This is a genomic window from Mogibacterium diversum, assembly GCF_002998925.1.
GTDB lineage: Bacteria > Bacillota > Clostridia > Peptostreptococcales > Anaerovoracaceae > Mogibacterium > Mogibacterium diversum.
Window position 1 is genome coordinate 160,157 of the sequence record NZ_CP027228.1, and the last position, 15,335, is coordinate 175,491.

A 15,335-nucleotide genomic window follows, 5' to 3' on the forward strand; every position below is an offset into this window, starting at 1 on the left:
TAGTAAATTAAGATTTCTTATATGAAAGGAAGTAAATAAAATGAGCAAGATTATTGGAATTGATTTAGGAACAACAAATAGCTGTGTAGCCGTTCTAGAGGGCGGAGAACCAGTGGTAATCGCAAATGCAGAGGGTGCAAGGACGACTCCATCTGTAGTTGCATTCACCAAGAACGGTGAGAGACTAGTAGGAGAGACTGCTAAGAGACAGGCTATAACTAACCCAGATAGAACAATCGCTTCTATCAAGAGACACATGGGCGAGAACTACACTGTAGAGATCGATGGCAAGAGCTACACTCCACAAGATATCTCAGCTATGATATTAGGAAAGCTTAAGGCAGATGCTGAAGCTTACCTCGGAGAGAAGGTTTCAGAGGCTGTAATCACAGTTCCTGCATACTTCTCCGATGCACAGAAGCAGGCTACAAAGGATGCTGGTAAGATTGCAGGACTCGATGTAAAGAGAATCATCAATGAGCCAACAGCTGCATCGCTAGCTTACGGACTAGACAAGGCTGACGGATCACAGAAAATCCTCGTATACGACCTAGGTGGCGGTACATTCGATGTATCTGTACTTGAACTAGGAGACGGAGTATTTGAGGTACTAGCTACAAACGGAGATACACATCTCGGCGGAGATGACTTCGATAACGCAGTTCTAAACTTCCTAGCTGACTCCTTCATGGCAGAGCACGGAATAGATCTTAGAAAAGACAACATGGCTCTACAGAGACTAAAGGAAGCTGCAGAGAAGGCTAAGAAAGAGCTATCAAGTGCTCAGACAACTAAGATTAATCTGCCATTCATCACAGTTTCTGAAGCTGGCCCACTTCACATGGATATGGATCTTACAAGAGCTAGATTTGATCAGCTCACTAGCGATTTAGTGGATAGAAGTATTGAGCCTATGAAGAAGGCTATGGCAGATGCTGGAGTAACTAACGCTGACATCTCTAAGGTAATCCTCGTTGGTGGTTCAACTCGTATTCCAGCAGTTCAGGCAGCAGTTCAGAAGGTAACCGGTAAAGAACCATTTAAGGGAATCAACCCTGACGAGTGCGTTGCAGTAGGTGCTTCAATTCAGGCTGGTGTACTTACAGGAGAGGTAAATGACGTGCTTCTGCTCGACGTTACTCCACTATCACTTTCAATTGAGACACTAGGTGGTGTAGCAACTAAGCTAATCGAGAGAAATACTACTATTCCAACTAAGAAGAGTCAGATTTTCTCGACAGCAGCAGACAATCAGACAGCGGTAGATGTTCACGTAATGCAGGGCGAAAGAGAGATGGCTGCCGACAATATCACACTGGGCAGATTCCAGCTCACAGGTATCGCTCCAGCTCCTCGTGGAATTCCGCAGATTGAGGTTACATTTGACATCGATGCCAACGGTATCGTAAATGTAAGTGCTAAGGACCTAGGAACTGGAAAAGAGCAGCAGATCACGATCACGTCTTCAACTAAGCTTTCTGAGGATGAGATTAACGCTAAGATCAAGGAAGCTGAGCAGTATGCTGAAGAGGATAAGAAGAAGAAGGAAGAAGTCGAGGTTAAGAACCAGGCTGAAGGAATGCTCTTCGAAACCGAAAAGCAGATGAATGAACTCGGTGACAAGGTTACAGCTGATGAGAAGTCTAAGGTTGATGCTGCAAGGGAAGACCTTAAGAAGGCTGTAGAAGCTAACGATGTTGAAGATATCAAGGCTAAGATTGAGGCTCTAACACAGGCATTCTATCCAATTTCATCGAGAATCTATCAGGAAGCTCAGCAGGCTCAGGCAAGTGCTGCAGGATCTGGTGAGCAGGCACAGGACAGCGCACAGAGTGCAGGTCCAAATGGCAACACTGTAGATGCTGACTATGAAGTGGTAGACGAAGACAAATAAGTCTAAATACAGCAGGTGATTACTGCCGGCACCTAGTGCCGGCAGTTCACTGATTTAATAAATTTATCGTTGGAAGGAAATAATATGGCAGAAAAAAGAGATTATTATGAGGTGCTGGGCATCCAGAAAGGCGCTTCCGAAGACGAAATCAAGAAAGCATATCGTAAGATGGCGATGAAATATCATCCTGATAAGAATCCAGGAGATAAGGAAGCTGAAGAAAAATTCAAGGAAGCCAATGAAGCATACGCTGTATTGTCGGATCCTGATAAAAAGAATAAGTATGATAGATTTGGACACGCAGGAGTAGATCCAAATGCAGGTTTTGGTGGTGGAGCAGGAGCAGGAGCAGGCTTTGGTGGCTTCGGTGGCTTTGAAGATATATTTGATATGTTCGGCGGTGGCTTTGGTGGCTTCGGCGGACGCAGTGCTAGGAGGAATGGTCCTCGCAAGGGAAATGACCTACAGAAGTCGATTACAATCGAGTTTACAGAAGCGATATTTGGCTGCAGAAAAGAAATCAAGCTAACAAAAGAAGTTAAATGTAAAACTTGTAATGGTGAAGGAACAGCCCCAGGAACACATAAGCATACTTGTGAGAAGTGCGGTGGAACTGGTCAGGTGTCTAGTGTATCGCAGACTCCTTTTGGTACTTTCCAAAATGTGACTACTTGTAATGCATGCGGTGGAACTGGTCAGGTAATAGATAAACCTTGCCCTGATTGCCACGGCAAAGGTTCAGTTAGAAAGACTGTTACACTTAAAATTGATATTCCGGCAGGAGTTGATAGCGACAGCATCATTCCAATTCGTGGAGAGGGCGAGCCTGGTGTAAATGGAGGTCCGTCCGGAGATCTGTATATTGTTATCAACGTAAAGCCACACAAGATTTACAAGAGACGTGGTGATGACCTATATCTGACGATGCCTATTTCATATGATCAGGCAGTTCTCGGTGACAAGGTTAAAGTTCCGGGTTTCAACGAGACATATTCGTACACACTGGCTCCAGGAACTCAGACGGGTTCAAACTTTAGGCTGAAGGGCAAGGGTGTTAAGAACCCTAGAACTGGTAGATATGGCGACCTCTATGTAAAGGTTAATATCGAGGTTCCTACTAAACTCAGCTCGAAGGAGAAGAAGGCTATTAAGAATATGGCTGAGGAGTTCTCCGAGGACTCATATCCACGCAAGAAAGAGTTTAATAACCTCAAGTTTGATAAATAAGAACAAAGAGCGAAGACTTAAAAACTGGTTTTCGCTCTTTTGTTTGTAATAAATTTACTAAAAAAATTGAAAATTACGAACTAAATAATAGAAAAATTATGACAAGATAAGGCATAAAAAACAATGGGGGATGTATGAAGGTAAACGATTTAAATACTCTACTTGATGAACCATGTGTTATTGACAGTATCTTTTCCCTCTGATACAATAAAAATTTAGGAGGTGTTATATGTCTAAACAAAAAATTAATCGCTTTGTCGGATCTATTGGAGCTTTTATTGGAATCCTTGTCTTTGTTGCATATATTCCACAAATTATCGCTAACTTACAAGGAGAAAAAGCTCAACCATTCCAACCACTATTCGCAGCAGCTTTTTGTTTAATTTGGGTAATCTATGGTTGGACAAAAGAACCTAAAAAAGACTGGATCCTCATCATTCCCAATGCAACTGGAGTGATATTAGGAGGTTTAACTTTTATTACTTCTTTATAAAAATTATATAAACAAAACAGCAACTTCATAAATAAGTTGCTGTTTTTTTCTGCTACTAAAATTAGTTGAATATAGCATAAATCCGTTATTACCGCAGTGCCTCATCCAGCACATCCTTGATGTGACCTCTGCACTCCTCGTAGCTTTCAAATAGATGAGCCTCATATTTCTTCTCACCATCGATGAACATCGAAGGTGTAGCATAGTAATCGTAGTTTGCGATGATCTCAGGATGTTCATTCTCCTCAATCCATTCAACCTCGACTTTGCCGTACTCTGGATTCTCCTCGATGAGATCAGCGAGAGCCTTTTTTCCCTGCACGCAGTATGGGCAGCCTGCGTATTCAAATGCTGTAATCTTTTTCATAACTTTTCCCTTTCTACTTATACATAAATATTAGTGTTAGTTTTAATTAAATAGCTTGATTTTCAAGTATTTTTATCATAAGTATATTTTTAGTATCTAAATTATCATTGTGCAATCGTTCATGTGGGAGCACATATATTGTGGTCACCAATGCTATTCAAGTACCAATGAGACAGGGCAGTGGTCACTGCCGTACACATCAGTTAATATAGAAGCCTCTTTGATTTTAGGTTCTAGTCGATTAGACACGATAAAGTAGTCTATGCGCCAACCAGCGTTGTTGGCACGAGCGTTGAAGCGGTATGACCACCATGAGTATACCCCTGTAGTTTCAGGTTGTAGATATCTGAATGTATCAGTAAATCCGGATGCGAGGAGCTCTGTCATCTTGCCACGTTCCTCATCGGAGAACCCAGCACTTCCGCGATTACTCTTCGGGTTCTTGAGGTCGATTTCCTGATGTGCAACGTTGAGGTCACCGCAGTATACGACAGGTTTCACTTTGTCTAGCTCAGTCATATAAGCTCGCAGGTCGTCCTCGTATTCCATCCTGTAGTCAATTCTCTTAAGCTCGTTCTGAGCGTTTGGCACGTATGCGCATATTAGGTAAAAATCATCGTATTCAAGCGTGATTACACGACCTTCGTCATTGTGCTTTCCATCGATTCCGTATGTGACACTTAGCGGCTCTTCTTTTGCAAAAATCGCAGTTCCTGAGTAACCCTTTTTCTCCGCATAGCTGTAATATTCGTAATAACCCTCTGGGTGGAAGTCAGCTTGACCTTCCTGCATCTTGGTTTCTTGAAGACAGAAAAAGTCAGCATCGAGTTCATTAAAAATCTCTTCGAACCCTTTCTTTAGAACAGCTCTGAAACCGTTTACGTTCCATGATATAAATTTCATTTTATAATCTTCCTTTGTCTTAATTGGCAATTTCATTATCTCACAAGGTTCTGCAATATTGGCATATCAATTTCTGCATCATCATAATAGCTTCTTGATTTTGAAGCTCGTCATGACAGAATCCTTGTATTTTCCTATCCCTGTAACTATAGCATATCCTGTGCCAGGAGATGTGTTCTTAATGTATGCAACTCTATAATCTTTATCTTCGCTAAGCTCCTTGCCGCGGTCGTAAACCACGATACCAGGCTTAACAGCAAATCCGAGATACCTTGAGCTGTGGCTTTTAAGCTGCACATTGCATCTTTCAATCGACCTCTTACCAATTGCGCTAGATCTTTGAGACCGATATGTATCCTTTGGATTTAGATACATGAAGTTGAGATCAACGTTCTTGCTTATACCTGGAACAGTAGCTTTATCGGTGCTCTGCCACATCATATATTTACCTTTGTATGTGGCCTGCGTATGATATTGAGCAAGCCAAATGTTTGTGCTTTTAGATAGCTCGTACCCGCTCGCATAGTGCATTAGAAAATCATAGTTTCCGTAGACCATTGTTTCGTAGCCACGCCCCCAGCCTCTCTTTGCAAATGCTAAAGCGTTTTTATTAATTCCCGAAGTTCCGAGGGAACCAGAATTTATCGCTCTAGCCAGCCTACCACCGTTATATAGCTCGTAGTCCATTACTATCGGTAGGTCGATGCGGTATTTGTCTGCCAGGTTAGCTAGATAATCAGCTTCGGCTGCTGCTTCTTCAGTCGTTGTAGCTTGTGAGTATATGTACACTCCGACCATTAGACCTGCATCAGATGCGCCTTTAATGTTCTTTTCGAACTTAGTATCCTTATGGAGATTCCCCTTTGAAGCATCCCTGAAGCCAGCGCGTATATATACGAAATCGACACCGGACTTCTTAACTTTATGCCAATCGATATTATCTCCCTGTGCATATGAAACATCAATCCCCGTGGATATCACGTATCCTTTAAACCTAGCATCATGCGTAAAATTGCCGTACTCAAAAGGGATACTGCGCATAGAGTGGAGAATGATCACAATCAAAATCGCCAATAGTCCGATAATAGAAAATGCCACCTTGAACTTGTTCTTCTTTATCTTGCGTATAGACTTGCGCTTAAATGAGTTCCATTTTCGTTTCCAATATTTCTTAATCCTTGAGCGAAGGCCATCTCGTTTTCTCGTAGATTTTCTGCGCCTTCGTCTTGATGAATTGTTTTGTCCTTGTCTCATTCTAATCCTCGTCAATCCCGATATCGTTTCCGATTACGTGAGCAAACTTTATCGATGATTTTCCAAATTTATCCCTTATCTCATCCATCGCTTTAGCTATATTTTCATCTTTTTCGCTTCTCTGTTTCTCGTCTGTTGTAGCGCCCATCGTAAATATGGTGAGCTGACCATCGTCCGGTGAATCTGTCAGGTCTATTGCTGTTACAGTAAGAAGTCTTATTGGCTTATTCGTAAAATTTAGATCGCTAATTAACTCTACTGCAGCATTTCTAAATGCTGCAGGGCTACTGATTGGGCTCGGTAATCGCTTTTGTTTCGAAAACCTTTTAAATTCAGGCGTAGTGATCTCTATTTTAACACCACGTGCCCATTTATCATGCCTTCTTAAGCGAGTGCTGACTTTGTCTGTTAATTCTGTCAAGGCAATCCCTACGTCGTCGGCACCCATTAGATTGCGCCTAAATGTCATGCCGTGTCCAACTGACTTGATGTCCTCGCGATTGTCGTATGCTCTAACGGGATTATCGTCTAGGCCATTTGCATACTTATAGAGATTTACGCCATGGACTCCAAAGGTCCTGGAAAGCAGCAACTGGTCTGCATGAGCTAAGTCTCCAATCGTGTGAATTCCAAGGCTGCTTAGCTTAGTAGCGGTCGATCTGCCTACAAAGAACATTTCAGAAACAGCCATCGGCCATAATAATTCTTTAAAATTACTTCTTGAAATAACTGTAGTTGCGTTAGGTTTCTTGTAATCGCTTCCCATCTTTGCAAATATCTTATTGAACGATACACCTGCAGATAGTGTGAGACCAAGTTCGCGGTACACACGCTCTCTTATATTGTCAGCTATGATTTTCGCATCACCGAGCAGCATTTCGCTAGCGGTCACATCTAGCCATGATTCATCAACGCTGAATGGTTCCACAAGATCTGTATACTCCAAATATATCGAGTTAAGCATATGACTATACTCGCGATATTTGTCGTGATGGGGAGGTATTGTTACAAGTTCTGGACATTTTCTCTTTGCAGACTGAATAGTCTCGGCTGTTACAACACCGAACTTTTTTGCAAGTTCGTTCTTGGCTAAAATTATTCCATGCCTGCTATCGGGATCTCCTGCGACTGCAACGGGTTTATCCTTTATATCGGGGCGTGACAAAAGCTCGACAGAAGCATAGAAGCTATTCATATCACAATGTAGTATTCGTCTATCGGAGTTCATGCTGCAGTCCTTTCATAAGTTGGTTCTGTACTATTATAAACGATTTTGGAAGTTTGCGAACGGGTGTTTTTAAATATAAGAAAGGCGAGCTCAAAGGAGCTCGCCTAATATTTTTATTCAATATGCTGCTTATAATAAAGTCAACTTAGTGAAATCCGATTCCAGCAATTAAGGTACCGATTCTAAGTGCGAAGAGTGCAAATGAAACCCACATTACTGGGGAAACTTCCTTAATCTTTCCTCCGATAACCTTAAGTAGCACCCAAGAAATCATACCGAACATGATTCCGTTTGCTATGGAATAAGTAAAAGGCATGAATGTGATTGCGCAGAATGCAGCAGCAGTATCAGCGATATCAGAGTCAAAGTCGATATTCTTGATAGACGACACCATCAATAATCCTACATACATAAGCGCTGGAGTTGTAGCAAATCCAGGGATAGCTAGGAATACTGGTGAGAAGAATAGTGCTACTGCGAACATAACAGCAGATGTAACTGCAGTAAGACCTGTCCTACCTCCAGCAGCTACTCCGGCACTCGACTCAACGTATGAAGTTACTGTTGAGGTTCCCACGATAGCTCCGAATATTGTTCCGAATGCATCAGCGAGAAGAGCGCCTTTAGCACGAGGAAGATTTCCATTTTCGTCGAGAAGATTTCCCTTAGATGCAACTCCGATAAGTGTTCCTACAGTATCAAATAAGTCAACGAACAGGAATGAGAATGTGATAACTAAGAAGTTAATCAGATTCTGTGAAATCCAAGCGAAGTCAAACTGTCCGATGTGCGGTGCGGATGGAATACTGAAAATCTTTGCAGGTACTAGTGAGAACGCGCCAGCAGCAGGATCTACGTGGTACCAACCAGTCTTTTCTGCGATAATTCCGAGAATCCATGTGATGAGGATACCCCATAGAACTGCACCAGGGACGTTCTTGCGAACCATAGCACAGATACAGAAGAATCCGATCATAGCAAGTACAAACTGTGGTGTTCCAACGTGACCGAGATCAACGAGTGTTGCAGTGCTGCTGATTACAATACCTGCACCCTTTAGTCCAACGAGTACGATAAATAATCCGATACCCGCTGTGATTCCATACTTTAGGTTAGCAGGTACTTCGTTAACAAGCTTTTCACGGAAGCTAGTTAGTGAAAGAAGAACGAATACGATACCTTCTATAAGTACTGCGGCAAGTGCGATTTTCCATGGGTCATTAATCCCTGCCTTGGCCATAGGTATGCAGACCGAGTAAGCGAAGTATGCGTTTAGTCCCATTCCTGAAGCTAGTGCAACAGGATAGTTTGCGAAGAATGCCATGAATAGTGTCGCTACAGTTGCGGAAACTGCAGTAGCTGTGAAAACAGCCGCCCCGTCCATGCCTGCAGCAGAGAGAATGTTAGGGTTTACTGCCAGGATATATACCATCGATAGGAATGTGGTAATTCCGGCAATAATCTCAGTACTTGTGGTAGTACCGTGTTCCTTAAGTTTAAAAAACTTTTCCATAAAGATAACTCCTTCTAGTGATAAATAATTTCTTTTAAATATTTGAATAGCTCATATAATAGCCTATTCGTGATAGAATAATTATAGGTTGCATAAAGACCGACTTCAAGAAAGGTTCACACAAATTAGTGGCTTAAAATGATATATCAGTCATAAAAAATGATTTTTCCGAACTTTGCAACGTGTAAAGCGGTGGAATGTTCAAGGAAGCAGCGGAAACCGCCGAGAACCCATGTATTTATTTTAACTATATAATAGACTTTGATATTGAGAAAATCTATAATGTATCACCATAAGCGATTTTAGAAGTTATTTATACGGTATTGAGGTTGGAAAAATGTCAGATATTAATATTGATAACAAAGCTTATAAGAAAAAAATTCTGCTCACTGGTGGCGCTGGGTATATTGGCAGTCATGTTGCTGTTTCGCTTCTCGAATCGGGATTCGATATCGTAATAGCTGATAACCTTAGTAATTCCAGTGAAGAATCGCTCTCGGGAATTCGAAAAATTACGGGAAGAGATTTTACGTTCTATAATATAGATGTTTGCGATAAGTCACTCCTTGTGGACTTATTTGAAAAAGAAGAGTTAGATGCGGCTATACATCTAGCTGGATACAAGGCTGTCGGAGATGCGGTTAAGTCACCGCTTAAATATTACCGAAACAACATTGCGTCTACCACATCGTTGCTCGAGGTGATGGATAATTACGGTGTGCGCAAGATTATACTTAGCTCATCCGCAAATGTATATGGCGAGTCAAGCGTTGTGCCAGTTACCGAGGGTTGTGAGACCGGGAATTGTACAAATCCTTATGGTCGGACTAAGTGGGTTCAAGAGGAGATGCTAAGGGATGTATTCACCTCTGATGATAGGTGGAATATAGTGATTCTCAGATACTTCAATCCGGCAGGCGCCCATCCGAGTGGTCTGATTGGCGAGATGTATGGAAAGTCTCCAAGCAATATCGTCCCGTCGCTTGCTCTTGCGGCAAATGGAGATATTCCGTACTTTAAAGTGCTCGGCACTAGATATAATACGCCTGATGGTACAGGTATTAGAGATTATATTCATATAACAGATCTAGCTAATGGGCACGTTATGGCTATAAAAAAGCTTTATAGTCAGCCGAATGTATATACATATAATCTTGGAACTGGTCGTGGATACAGTGTGTTAGAAACCATTAAGGCTTTTGAAAAAGCCTCAGGTAGAGAGATCCCATACAAGATAGAAGCTGCGAGAGATGGTGATATAGCAGAAATGTATGCTTGCAGCGATAAGGCTAGAGAAGAGCTTGGATGGACTGCAAAGTACGGGATAGAGGATATCTGCAGATCGGCTTGGAATTGGCACAATAAAATATATTAATTTAAATTAATAAATCTACAGGTGGTGTATGAAAATAAATACATGCATCACCTTTTAAAATGGAATATTGCGTGTAGACTTTAAGTCTAACAGGCTGTAAAATTAGTCTAACAAATTACTCGTTAAGTTTTAGCGGCAGAGTGTTGCTGCTTTTTTAATAGAAGGAGGAGAATTAAGATGAAGGCAAAGAGATTGTCTAAGAAGCTTCATGCGCTAATAGTCGTTGCTGCGATGATAGTTGCCCAGCTTGCTGCTGTGCTTCCAACGTCTGCTGCAAGCAACGTATTACCTGTTGCGCAGTATGTTACCCAAGTAGGAAGCTCTACTGGTGGAGCAGGTGGTAACAGTTCGACGTATAACGGAACTGTGAAGCTAAAGATTCCAATGTCAAAGGTTCTTGAACCTAATGAGACAGAGATGGCAAATGCTGCTGCAAATGGTCTGTACCCACACGGAAGAGAGGGGAAAAATAGAATAGCTTACATCGAGTACAATGTAACTTTTCCTGAAGATGTGAATCTCGGCAATATATCTGTAGCAAACTCTGTATCATACATAAATAGTAACAGGATAGTTAAGACTGTTAATGGCAGGACTGTAAACTTCAAGATGTATCTGAACGATGTTAACTGGCAGGGCATCTATAATGCATATCTTGCAGATAAGGCGAATCCAAATGCTCATACTGTAGATATCAGCATTCCTTATAGCGTTACAGCTAACGATAAGGCATCAGCTGCTAGAATGGAGGGAGAGCGCATCGTTGGAAAGGGTGATTTCTCGTTCTATCCATCTGGATTTTTGGCTTTGATTGGTTCTGGCCTTGAGACATACAACACTGACGTAGCAAGCGTTGGTTTTACAAGTAATCTAACACAGTATTTCCCTCAGGATTTGACTACTACAGGAGATCTCGAGGGTGACATCCTCGTCGGCAATGAGACTGAACACAGTGCTGTGTATGAGGCTCAGAAGGATGATACCATCGACTTCACAGGCAACCTCAATGTAAAGCCTATAAAGGACGAGCTCACAAGATTAGAGAATCAGTTTAACGGAGCTGTGGCTGCTGGAATTAACGTCGAAAATATCGACACAACCTTTAATGCTTCAATTGAACTTCCTTCTGGTATGAAGTTCAAAGATGCGAATCCAACTGTTCAGCTGCTTGGAGCAAATGGCAAGTTTGAAATTACTAATTCTTCATTAAATGGTAATAAGGTTGATGTCACCATTAAGCTTAAGAATTCTAATAATATTAGAACCTACAACGAGCTAAAGAGTGCGGTGTCCGCAGTGGACGACAACTTAAAGGTTGTTGTTAAGGGTGCGCAGTTCACATCTGCTGCAACTGCAGATACAAACTATACGGTAATAGGTAAGGTTAGCGGAAGCTTCAAAGCAAAGGCTACCAATACAGTAAGCAACAAGGTGATAAACTTTAACTATGCATGGAACGGGAAGCAGAGTGCAGCAGGTTCAGATGCAACTAACCCATCTGACCTAAGCAGGATATCTTTCACCCTTAAGTATAAGCAAGCACCTACAGTTGTAACAGACGTTAGAGACCTTGAGGGCGATATACTCATCGGAAATGAAACAGAGCACAATCAGGTATATGTAACAGGTAGAAACGACACGCATGAAGTCACTGGTCTGCTAAGAGTGAAGCCTGTAAAGGATCAGATGACTCAAATCGAGAATCACTATAGTAATCCTATTGCTAATCAAATCAGCCTCGATGGTGTAGATACAACCTTTACTGCAAGCCTTGAATTACCAAATGAAATGACATTTGGCAGTGGTACTCCAAGTGCAACTCTTGAAGGTGGCAACAATGTGTTCAAAATCACTGATGTTACTCGCACAGGCAACAAGGTTGTCGTTACTATCAAGCTTGTAAAGACTTACACTAACTATGAAGATCTAGCTAGAGATATCAGATCCGTAAGCGATGATCTAAAGGTGAAAGTCGGTGGAGTTAAGTTTACAAATGCTGCATTTGTTAACACCAACTATACGATGAAAGGTGAAGTTGGTGGAGTATTTAAAGCAAAGGCAACTCATATACCTAGTGGCAAGGTTGTAAACTTTAATCTAAAGTGGAACGGTAAGCAAACTGCAGATGGAGCGGATGCAATTGCCCCAACAGATCTCAGTAAGATTACATTTACTTTAAAGTATGCTCCAGAGACGACTCCTGTTACACCAGTGAAGCCAAATAAGCCTGCTAAGCTTAGCAAAGTTGTTAAGACTGGCGATACTTCAGATGTTCTGCTATATATGCTCATAATGGGTGGTGCGGTAGCAGGTGTTGCTGGTGCAGCTGGACTCAAGAGAAGAGAAGAGAGATAATTAATCATAAGATTTCTCAAAACATTTTAATAATGAAAAAGACGCCGATTAGTCGGCGTCTTTTTTTCTTAAATTTAGTGTGACATACGAACGTGAATATGCTACATTTGTAATGATGACAATATTAGTCAACATTGTGGGTATTTTTATAAGGAGGAAATTATGAATACGAGATTTATTTCTGTATCTAAGAGGCTCATTGTCCTTACCTTGTCATGCATTATGCTGCTCGGTATAACACCGATTATGGAAAAAGCTTTTGCAGAGACCATTCATAATGATGTTGTTACTGAAGTCAAACTAACGAAGGCGGATTTAGTTACACCAGCAACATGGGCGGATGTGACAACTAGGATGCAGCTTGTAGTTAAGTTTGCTTTGAATAATAGAGTTCATTCGGGAGACAAGACTATTATCCATGTCCCTAATGAATTTGAAATCGTGAAGAGAGAGTCTTTCGCTATCAAGAGCCCTTCAGGCGAGACTATCGCTAATGCGGTTACAGACCCTGATGCGAAGACAGTTACGATTACATATGCCAATTATGTAGATAGTCACTCTGATATATCTGGTTCACTCCATGTCACTGTAAAAATTGATACAGATGTCGTTACATCTGGTCAGACGATGAGACTGCGTCTGGTTATGGACGGTGGACATGGATTTGACATCAATCCATTTGTATATGCTGGCGTTCGTAGAGATAATCCGGATGAACACCTGTATAAGAGAAGCTACTTCGATAACAACGATCCTACAATTGTGCGCACCAGAATCCGTGTAAACGGCAAGGGTGGCAATTTTCAGAAACTCACAGTAAAAGACATGATCGAAACGCCAGCTGTTTCGTATGACAAGAACAGCTTTAGGATTACGAAGGGTAGGTGGGAGATTGGAGCTGATGGATACTTTGCTCTAAAGAATGAAGTTGACGTAACAAATCAGATTCCGATTAACTTTAATGGCAACAGCTTCACTATTGATTTCACTAACGTGCAGGGAGAAGGCTACTACATAAAGTATGATATGAAGCTTTCATATAGACCCGTCAATCAAGAAATTGTCAACAACAGAATTAGTGGCTATAATGACACTCAGGTGCTTATGGACGAAGTAATACGAGCTGTATATCAGGAGTCTGGTGGTGAGGCAAACGGCTACCACTTTACTATCAAAATCCACAAGGAAAATGAAAATGGTGATAGCTTGAGTGGCGCTGTTTTCGAAGTTATCAGAGACTCTTCGGGTGTTAAAGTTGGGGAGATTACTACAGACAGCAATGGTAATGGAAGCCTTGGAGGACTTCTGAAGGATAAGTATACGATAAAAGAGAAAAAAGCTCCAGAAGGATATATGCTATCCACGGAGACTGTTAAGGTAGTTCCAGCGGACTTCGGCCCAGATAAGTCTGTTACGAAGATTATTAAGAACAGCCAGGTTCCAGGAGAGACTAGCGTAACGGTGACTAAGCGCCGGGATGACAGAAACGACAAGAACAATAGTCCTAAGACTGGTGATTCAAGCAAACCTGTTCAATCTGCACTTGTGCTATGTGCCTCTTCGGTTATACTCGCGGTAGTTACAGCTAAAAAAAGACGTAAAAATATTCAGTAGCAAGTTCGGTAATAAGACCATTGAACTTTTACAATGATGAATAGCTATGCAAGCAGGTGCTCGAATACTTACGAATTATGAAATAAGGCGGCAATCAGCTAGGTATTAGATGATTGCCGTTTTTTACATATAAAAGCTTGAAAACTACTCAAATATACTTGCAATAATAAGGCTCGTGACCTATAATATATAGGCATCTTTGTGTTCAAATGCATGGATGTAGTAAGTAATAATCACATCGTGAAGTTGCCGCGGTGCCTATTGAAGGTTGAAGGCTAGTGTTCACGGTGGAAGTAACAACCGGAGGTTAATTATGTCAGTAGTATCAATGAAACAGCTTTTAGAAGCAGGTGTTCATTTCGGACACCAGACTAGAAGATGGAACCCTAAGATGGCTCCATATATCTTCACAGAGAGAAATGGAATCTACATTATCGATCTTCAGCAGACTATTCAGAGAATCGACGATGCTTATGATTTCATCAGAAAAGTAGCAGCAGATGGAGAGCCAATCCTATTCGTAGGAACTAAGAAGCAGGCTCAGGCTGCTATTAAGGACGAGGCACTACGTTCAGGAATGTACTTCGTTAACGAGAGATGGCTCGGTGGTATGCTCACAAACTACAAGACTATCAGCAAGAGAATTGCTAGACTAGCTGAGATTCGTGAGATGGAAGCCGATGGCACTATCGACAAGTATGCTAAGAAGGAAGCTCTCAAGATTAGACAGGAAGCTGATAAGCTAGAGAAGTTCCTCGGCGGAATCAAGGACATGAAGGGCATGCCTGGTGCAATGTTCGTAGTAGATCCTAAGAAGGAAAAGATTGCTGTTAAGGAAGCAAGAACACTTGGAATCCCAGTTGTAGGTATCGTAGATACAAACTGTGATCCAGATGATGTTGATTACATCATCCCTGCTAATGATGATGCTATCAGAGCTGTTAAGCTAATCACTTCTGCAATGGCAGATGCTGTAATCGAGGCAAAGCAGGGCGAGAGCTTCGATGCTAGCGAGGTTCCAGCTGAGGAAGCTGAGACTGAAGCAGAAGCATAAATTAAAGAGATTTTTATAAACGCATAATATAACAAGTGAATGCCGTCCGGACCGAGAA

The 15,335-nt window shown here is 41.6% G+C and carries 12 protein-coding genes; 7 read left to right on the forward strand and 5 right to left on the reverse strand.

The genetic code is table 11. The features are described 5' to 3' along the window. Positions 1–40: 40 nt before the first annotated feature. From dnaK to C5Q96_RS00760, 3 genes are all read left to right on the forward strand, one after another. Positions 41–1,894 carry a molecular chaperone DnaK gene (dnaK, locus tag C5Q96_RS00750; protein WP_106056267.1) on the forward strand — a complete coding sequence of 618 codons (1,854 nt, stop codon included), beginning with the start codon at positions 41–43 and terminating at the stop codon, positions 1,892–1,894. Positions 1,895–1,978: 84 nt separating this feature from the next. After that, positions 1,979–3,121, forward strand: a complete 1,143-nt coding sequence (gene dnaJ / locus C5Q96_RS00755; RefSeq protein ID WP_106056269.1) for a molecular chaperone DnaJ — start codon at positions 1,979–1,981, stop codon at positions 3,119–3,121. A 229-nt stretch (positions 3,122–3,350) separates the two neighbouring features. After that, positions 3,351–3,614, forward strand: a complete 264-nt coding sequence (locus C5Q96_RS00760; RefSeq protein ID WP_106056271.1) for a SemiSWEET family transporter — start codon at positions 3,351–3,353, stop codon at positions 3,612–3,614. Between the two features lie 88 nt (positions 3,615–3,702). Here C5Q96_RS00760 and C5Q96_RS00765 read toward each other — a convergent pair whose 3' ends face one another. The 5 genes from C5Q96_RS00765 to C5Q96_RS00785 all read right to left on the reverse strand — a co-directional run bounded on the left by C5Q96_RS00765 (position 3,703) and on the right by C5Q96_RS00785 (position 8,879). Further along, positions 3,703–3,981 carry a thioredoxin family protein gene (locus C5Q96_RS00765; RefSeq protein WP_106056273.1) on the reverse strand — a complete coding sequence of 93 codons (279 nt, stop codon included), beginning with the start codon at positions 3,979–3,981 and terminating at the stop codon, positions 3,703–3,705. 153 nt (positions 3,982–4,134) lie between these two features. Then, positions 4,135–4,884, reverse strand: a complete 750-nt coding sequence (locus C5Q96_RS00770; protein ID WP_106056274.1) for an exodeoxyribonuclease III — start codon at positions 4,882–4,884, stop codon at positions 4,135–4,137. A gap of 81 nt (positions 4,885–4,965) precedes the next feature. Continuing rightward, positions 4,966–6,138, reverse strand: a complete 1,173-nt coding sequence (locus C5Q96_RS00775; RefSeq protein WP_106056276.1) for a GH25 family lysozyme — start codon at positions 6,136–6,138, stop codon at positions 4,966–4,968. Between the two features lies 1 nt (position 6,139). Continuing rightward, entirely contained in the window at positions 6,140–7,366 is a 1,227-nt protein-coding gene (gene dinB / locus C5Q96_RS00780) for a DNA polymerase IV (protein WP_106056278.1), read from the reverse strand. Positions 7,367–7,511: 145 nt separating this feature from the next. Then, a complete protein-coding gene (locus tag C5Q96_RS00785; protein ID WP_106056280.1) occupies positions 7,512–8,879 on the reverse strand; it encodes an NCS2 family permease in 1,368 nt (455 codons plus the stop codon). Positions 8,880–9,216: 337 nt separating this feature from the next. On the opposite strand from C5Q96_RS00785, the gene galE reads away from it, so the two are divergent. The 4 genes from galE to rpsB all read left to right on the forward strand — a co-directional run bounded on the left by galE (position 9,217) and on the right by rpsB (position 15,277). Continuing rightward, on the forward strand, positions 9,217–10,254 hold the full coding sequence (gene galE / locus C5Q96_RS00790) for a UDP-glucose 4-epimerase GalE (RefSeq protein WP_106056282.1): 1,038 nt from the start codon (positions 9,217–9,219) through the stop codon (positions 10,252–10,254). Between the two features lie 177 nt (positions 10,255–10,431). Beyond that, on the forward strand, positions 10,432–12,609 hold the full coding sequence (locus C5Q96_RS00795) for a hypothetical protein (protein ID WP_106056284.1): 2,178 nt from the start codon (positions 10,432–10,434) through the stop codon (positions 12,607–12,609). Between the two features lie 162 nt (positions 12,610–12,771). Further along, positions 12,772–14,223, forward strand: a complete 1,452-nt coding sequence (locus C5Q96_RS00800; RefSeq protein ID WP_106056286.1) for an Ig-like domain-containing protein — start codon at positions 12,772–12,774, stop codon at positions 14,221–14,223. A 313-nt stretch (positions 14,224–14,536) separates the two neighbouring features. After that, the gene (gene rpsB, locus C5Q96_RS00805; protein WP_106056288.1) at positions 14,537–15,277 is read left to right on the forward strand and encodes a 30S ribosomal protein S2; all 741 of its coding nucleotides are present in this window, start codon (positions 14,537–14,539) and stop codon (positions 15,275–15,277) included. Positions 15,278–15,335 lie beyond the last annotated feature (58 nt).

Coding starts and splice junctions, on each gene's coding strand:
- dnaK (WP_106056267.1), top strand. CDS start 41: ATGAGCAAGATTATTGGAATTGATTTAGGAACAACAAATAGCTGTGTA.
- dnaJ (WP_106056269.1), top strand. CDS start 1,979: ATGGCAGAAAAAAGAGATTATTATGAGGTGCTGGGCATCCAGAAAGGC.
- C5Q96_RS00760 (WP_106056271.1), top strand. CDS start 3,351: ATGTCTAAACAAAAAATTAATCGCTTTGTCGGATCTATTGGAGCTTTT.
- C5Q96_RS00765 (WP_106056273.1), bottom strand. CDS start 3,981: ATGAAAAAGATTACAGCATTTGAATACGCAGGCTGCCCATACTGCGTG.
- C5Q96_RS00770 (WP_106056274.1), bottom strand. CDS start 4,884: ATGAAATTTATATCATGGAACGTAAACGGTTTCAGAGCTGTTCTAAAG.
- C5Q96_RS00775 (WP_106056276.1), bottom strand. CDS start 6,138: ATGAGACAAGGACAAAACAATTCATCAAGACGAAGGCGCAGAAAATCT.
- dinB (WP_106056278.1), bottom strand. CDS start 7,366: ATGAACTCCGATAGACGAATACTACATTGTGATATGAATAGCTTCTAT.
- C5Q96_RS00785 (WP_106056280.1), bottom strand. CDS start 8,879: ATGGAAAAGTTTTTTAAACTTAAGGAACACGGTACTACCACAAGTACT.
- galE (WP_106056282.1), top strand. CDS start 9,217: ATGTCAGATATTAATATTGATAACAAAGCTTATAAGAAAAAAATTCTG.
- C5Q96_RS00795 (WP_106056284.1), top strand. CDS start 10,432: ATGAAGGCAAAGAGATTGTCTAAGAAGCTTCATGCGCTAATAGTCGTT.
- C5Q96_RS00800 (WP_106056286.1), top strand. CDS start 12,772: ATGAATACGAGATTTATTTCTGTATCTAAGAGGCTCATTGTCCTTACC.
- rpsB (WP_106056288.1), top strand. CDS start 14,537: ATGTCAGTAGTATCAATGAAACAGCTTTTAGAAGCAGGTGTTCATTTC.